Source organism: Protofrankia sp. CiP1_Cm_nod2, assembly GCF_920664355.1.
In the GTDB taxonomy this organism is placed as follows: Bacteria; Actinomycetota; Actinomycetes; order Frankiales; family Frankiaceae; genus Protofrankia.
Genome location: NZ_CAKKTL010000158.1, coordinates 7,496 through 12,119, shown reverse-complemented (window position 1 = coordinate 12,119; position 4,624 = coordinate 7,496). Strand labels below are relative to the sequence as shown.

The window sequence follows — 4,624 nt, the reverse complement described above, 5'->3', positions numbered from 1 at the left end:
GCCCTGCGGCAGACCGTCCCCGAGGAGGCCCGGACCGAGGAGCTGACCGACCTCATCGAATGGCTGGGGGAACTGGTCCGCCAGATCGACTCAAGCCTGCTGGACGAGTGGGAGCGGCTGCGCAGCCCCACCCCGGACGGCCCGCCCGTACGCGTCGACGCCGCACCCCCGGCGCCCCCCGCGATCACCGCCAACGTCCGCGCGTTCCGGGTGCTCGTCCGCAACGCGCTGTTCCGCCGGGTGGAGCTGGCCGCGCTGCGGCGTTACGACGACCTCGGCGCGCTCGACGCGGACGCGGGCTGGGACGCCGACCGGTGGGCGGGTGCGCTGCGGCCGTACTTCGACCTCCACGACGAGATCGGGACCGGCCCCGACGCCCGCGGCCCCGGATTCCTGATCATCAACATCGAGCCGGGCCGCTGGGCGTTGCGGCAGATCTTCGCCGACCCGGCCGGCGACCACGACTGGGGCATCAGCGCCGAGGCCGACCTCGCCGCCTCCGACGAGGCCGGCACCGCCGTCCTGCGCGTCACCGCCGTCGACCAGCTCTGATCCGCTTCGTAAGCCGTCCGGCTACCCCCATGCGGGGTGATCCCGAAGGCGTCCGAGGTACTGACCCCCGACCAGTGCGCACCACACACCACCCCACCGGCAACCCCATCCGACCAGCAACCCCACCGTCCCCACGCTCCGAGTTCAGCCCATGCGAACGAGTGTGTAAGTGGCTGTCCCAGCAACCACTTACACACTCGTTAACCACTTACGTGCTCGTTCCCACGAAAAGGGACACGTGGGGGGCGGGGAGGGGTGCGATCATGGTGCGGAGTCGCGGGACTCGGCGTCGCGGAGCATGGTGCGTACGCGCATGAGGGCGAAGCCGAGCAGGTTGCGCCCGGGCCAGGCCGAGGGCTGGTGGGCGCGGCTGTCGTCGGCGGCCAGGCCGATGCCCCACACCCGGTCCAGCGGGCTCGCCTCCACCAGGATGCGGTCCCCCGTGCCGAACAGGTAGTTGCGCAGCGACGGATGCTGGGAGAACTTCGCCGCATTGCCCTGGACCACGATGTCGAAGCAGTGCTCGTTCCACACCGTCTCGTCGAAGCCGCGGACCTGCCGCCCGTGCTTCTTCGCGGCGGCGGGGTCGGAAGTGGCGAGAACGCCCCGCGCGGCAACAAGATCGCCGAATAACCGGGCCTTGCCTTCCATCATGAAGTGCTCGGCCGTGGGGTAACGCACCCCGTTCACAGTGAAGGCGGACGGCCACCACTGGCTCAGGCATCCCGTACCGACGCCGCGGGCACCACCGCGCGGTGACCGGTGACCCCAGAAGAACAGAAGATCCAGTTCCTGCCCGGCCTGTTCCAGCAGGACCAGGTCCTCGACCTGGGACACGCTCTGCGGTGTGGCTGGTCTCTCCGGTGTGGTTGGCGTGGTCGGTATGGTCACGGCCCTGATGGTCGCACGAGCGGCCCGGCCATCAACAGCGCTTCAACAGCATTCGTCCCAGCGCGAACCAACCCGAGCCCAACCAGGGCGGACGTCCAGCGCGAAAACCGCGGAACCGGCCGGCCGGCCGGCTGCCACGAAGGCTCTGACCGCCACGGATACTTACTGATCAACTACCGTAGACGGCTGATCGCCGTGGGCATCGGCCGCTGTCAGCACTGGTTACCCTGAGCACCTGTTGTCGATCCAGTCGGCGAGCTGCCCCCGGAGCTCAAGATTCCCGGGGTCGCGCGACACCTGGTCGGCGAGCTGTCGGACGTTCCCGTCCGGCGCGAGATCGCGGACCGTCAGGGCGACCAGCCGGGCCACGTCCACGCTCGCGCGCACGTCCGCCGTCCGGGCCTCGATCTGCGAGCAGAGCGCGTCGGTGCCGGCTCGCCTGGTCTCTTCGGACACCGCGCCGCAGCCAGCCAGGCCGACGGCCATCACCACTGCGGCGGCCGTGCCGGCCAGCGCGCCGACCGCCCGGCCGCGCCGGGCACGCCCGGGAAGCCTGGCTCGGCCGGAAGCCTGAGCGTGGCCGGAAGGCCAGATGTGACCGGAAGGCCAGATGTGACCGGGAGGACGGGTGTGACCGGGAGGACGGGTGTGGTCGGGAGCCGTGGTGGGCATGATCCGGTCTTCCTCCTGACGTTCGGCAGGCCGCCGGCTCCTGGCGCCCTCGCAACCGGCGGTCGTTGGCGGCACACGTTGGCGGCACAGCGGGCGGCATCGTGAGCGGCGCTGTCGCGGACGGTGTCCCAGCCGATCGTAGCGATCGGGGACGATCTGTCCGCCGGCACCGGCCACCAGCCCGCGCACCGGACCGCGGGCCGCGCGCCACGCGCCACGCGCGCCACACACCGGACACCGGTCCACGGGCACCGGTCCACGGACACCGGTCCACGGGCACCACTGTCGTCGGCGCCGGTGTCGACGGACTAACGTCGGATGCTGTGCGGGTGGCAACCTGGAACATCAACTCGGCGAAGGCACGGCAGGCCCGTCTGATCGAATGGCTGGACCGGGCCCAGCCGGACGTCGTGTGCCTCCAGGAGACCAAGCTCTCCGACGCGGCCTTCCTCGAGCTCTTCGACGAGGATCTCTTCCGGCGCGGTTACCGCGTCGCCCATCACGGTGACGGACGCTGGAACGGCGTCGCGATCTTCTCCCGGCTCGGGCTCGACGACGTCGAGGCCGGGCTCGTGGACGGCCCGGGCTTTCCCGCGCCCGAGCCGCGAGCACTGGCCGCGACCTGCGGCGGCATCCGGATCTGGTCACTGTATGTGCCGAACGGACGCGCGGTCGACGACCCGCACTACGCGTACAAGCTCACCTGGCTCGCCGCGCTTCGCGCGTCCGTCGAAAAGGTCCTCCCGGCCGCCCCGGTGATCGCCTGCGGCGACTTCAACATCGCTCCGACCGACGCCGACGTCTGGGATCCCGCCGCCTTCGCCGGCGCCACGCACGTCACCGACGCCGAGCGGCGGGCGCTGCATGAGCTGACCGGCCTCGGCCTGGTCGACGTCATGCGCAGACGCTGGCCGGACGAGCAGGTCTTCACCTACTGGGACTACCGGGCGCTGATGTTCCCGAAGAACATGGGCATACGCATCGATCTTCTCCTCGCCAGCGACAACCTGCTCGACCGGGTACGCGCGGTGTGGGTCGACCGGCAGGCCCGCAAGGGCACGGGCACCTCCGACCACGCGCCGGTGATCGTCGACCTCGACGAGGCACCGGACGGCGACATCGGCCCGATGGTCCCGCCTCCGTCCCCACCGCGGGCGGCCGGCACCCGACGCCGCGCGCCGGGCAGCCCGGGACGGATGGAAGCGGGACGAACCGCGGCGGAGCCGGACGCGGCAGGCCGTCACCGCGCCGGCCCGGACACCCCCGGCCCGGACGCCACCAGCCCGGACGCCCCGGAGGCGGGCACCCGGGATACCCGGACGGACTGACCGCCGCGCCACGGAACGGAAAGACCCGGCCGCGGCACGGCGGTGACAGCTCGGTGATGAGCCGGTCCGGTGGCGCCGCGGACCGGCCCGGCGCCACCGGGCGGCAGGCCGCCGCCGCGGTCAACCACCCGCGGTCAGTGGCCGGCGTCCGTCTCAGCCCTCGACCGTCAGCCCTCGACCGTCGGCGTGTGCCCTGGCTCGTCCGAGTGGCTCTCCGAGCTGTCAGCCGGCCCGGCGCTCGGCAGCACCGAGGACGCGCCCGGGCTGACCGGGATGCGCGTCCCGTAGGCGGGTGCGAGCGCGCCCGCGAGCCGGACCGAGAGCACGCCCTTGTCGTAGGTCGCGGAGATCTGGTCGGCACCCACTCCCTCCGGCAGGTTGAACTCGCGGTGGAAGGCACCGTACCGGCGTTCCCGCACGACGACGTGCCCGTTGTCACTCTCACGGCCGTCGGCGCGCTCACCGCGGATGACCAGCCGGCCGCGCTCCAGCTCGACCGCGACGTCCTTCTCGATGTCGGCACCGGGAAGCTCGAGGTGAACAACGACGTCGTTGCCCTCGGTAACCACGTCCGCCAACGGAGCGAAGCCGAGGCGAGGCGCCCGCGCCCGCTCGGAGGCATCCCAGCTGCGGCGGACGATCTCGTGGAACTCGCGGTCCAGCCGACCGAAGGCAGCGAACGGCTCCCACAGGTAGGTGCTCATGGCTACTCCCTTCCTTCCAGCCTCGACCCCTGCACCGGTCAACTACCAAGCAACGACTAACATTACCGGATCGGGATCGTCTCAGTGTTGTTGAGTCTAGCAGACTCATTCTTATGAACAAGAAGTGAAGAAGAATAGTTCCCGATGCCGTAGCATCCTTCCGTCCGACCGGCCGTTGCGACCATCCGCCTCGGCGTTACTCCCACCGGCCAGACGCGACAGGGCCGACAGCAGGGCAGACAGGGGCAGACAGGGGCAACGCCGGACGGCCGGCAGCGGAGCAAAAGGCATGGTGCCGTGAGAGAGCGGGAACGCGCGGCGGCGGAACGGGCCGGCCGGCAGGCGGCACGAGGCGGGGCGGCGGAAGCGGCAGGACGGCGACGGCGACGCGGTCACGAGCCGGGCGCGGTCCGCTCAGGCGTCCCGCGCGAGCATCGACCATGCCCCGCCGAGCAGCGCGAGTGCGGTGTAGACACC

5 protein-coding genes are annotated in these 4,624 nt (G+C 71.3%); 2 read left to right on the top strand and 3 right to left on the bottom strand.

Annotation, left to right across the window (positions count from 1 at the left end; genetic code table 11):
- The coding region (locus NBW84_RS16755; protein WP_250285677.1) for a DUF3516 domain-containing protein at positions 1-552 on the top strand (552 nt) is incomplete at its 5' end.
- A gap of 261 nt (positions 553-813) precedes the next feature.
- Here the strand turns inward: NBW84_RS16755 and NBW84_RS16750 are convergent.
- The gene (locus NBW84_RS16750; protein ID WP_250285676.1) at positions 814-1,443 is read right to left on the bottom strand and encodes an NADAR family protein; all 630 of its coding nucleotides are present in this window, start codon (positions 1,441-1,443) and stop codon (positions 814-816) included.
- A 222-nt stretch (positions 1,444-1,665) separates the two neighbouring features.
- Positions 1,666-1,899 (bottom strand): hypothetical protein, encoded by a 234-nt coding sequence (locus NBW84_RS16745; protein WP_250285675.1) that lies wholly within the window; start codon positions 1,897-1,899, stop codon positions 1,666-1,668.
- A gap of 539 nt (positions 1,900-2,438) precedes the next feature.
- Between NBW84_RS16745 and NBW84_RS16740 the strand changes: the two genes are divergently transcribed.
- Positions 2,439-3,443 carry an exodeoxyribonuclease III gene (locus NBW84_RS16740; RefSeq protein WP_250285674.1) on the top strand — a complete coding sequence of 335 codons (1,005 nt, stop codon included), beginning with the start codon at positions 2,439-2,441 and terminating at the stop codon, positions 3,441-3,443.
- A 167-nt stretch (positions 3,444-3,610) separates the two neighbouring features.
- On the opposite strand, the gene NBW84_RS16735 is transcribed toward NBW84_RS16740, so the two are convergent.
- Positions 3,611-4,147: an Hsp20/alpha crystallin family protein gene (locus NBW84_RS16735; protein ID WP_250285673.1), complete on the bottom strand. Its 537-nt coding sequence runs from the start codon at positions 4,145-4,147 to the stop codon at positions 3,611-3,613.
- Positions 4,148-4,624 lie beyond the last annotated feature (477 nt).

Bases quoted from the DNA above. Each gene is read 5' to 3' on its own strand.
- NBW84_RS16735 (WP_250285673.1), bottom strand. From the start codon at position 4,147: ATGAGCACCTACCTGTGGGAGCCGTTCGCTGCCTTCGGTCGGCTGGAC.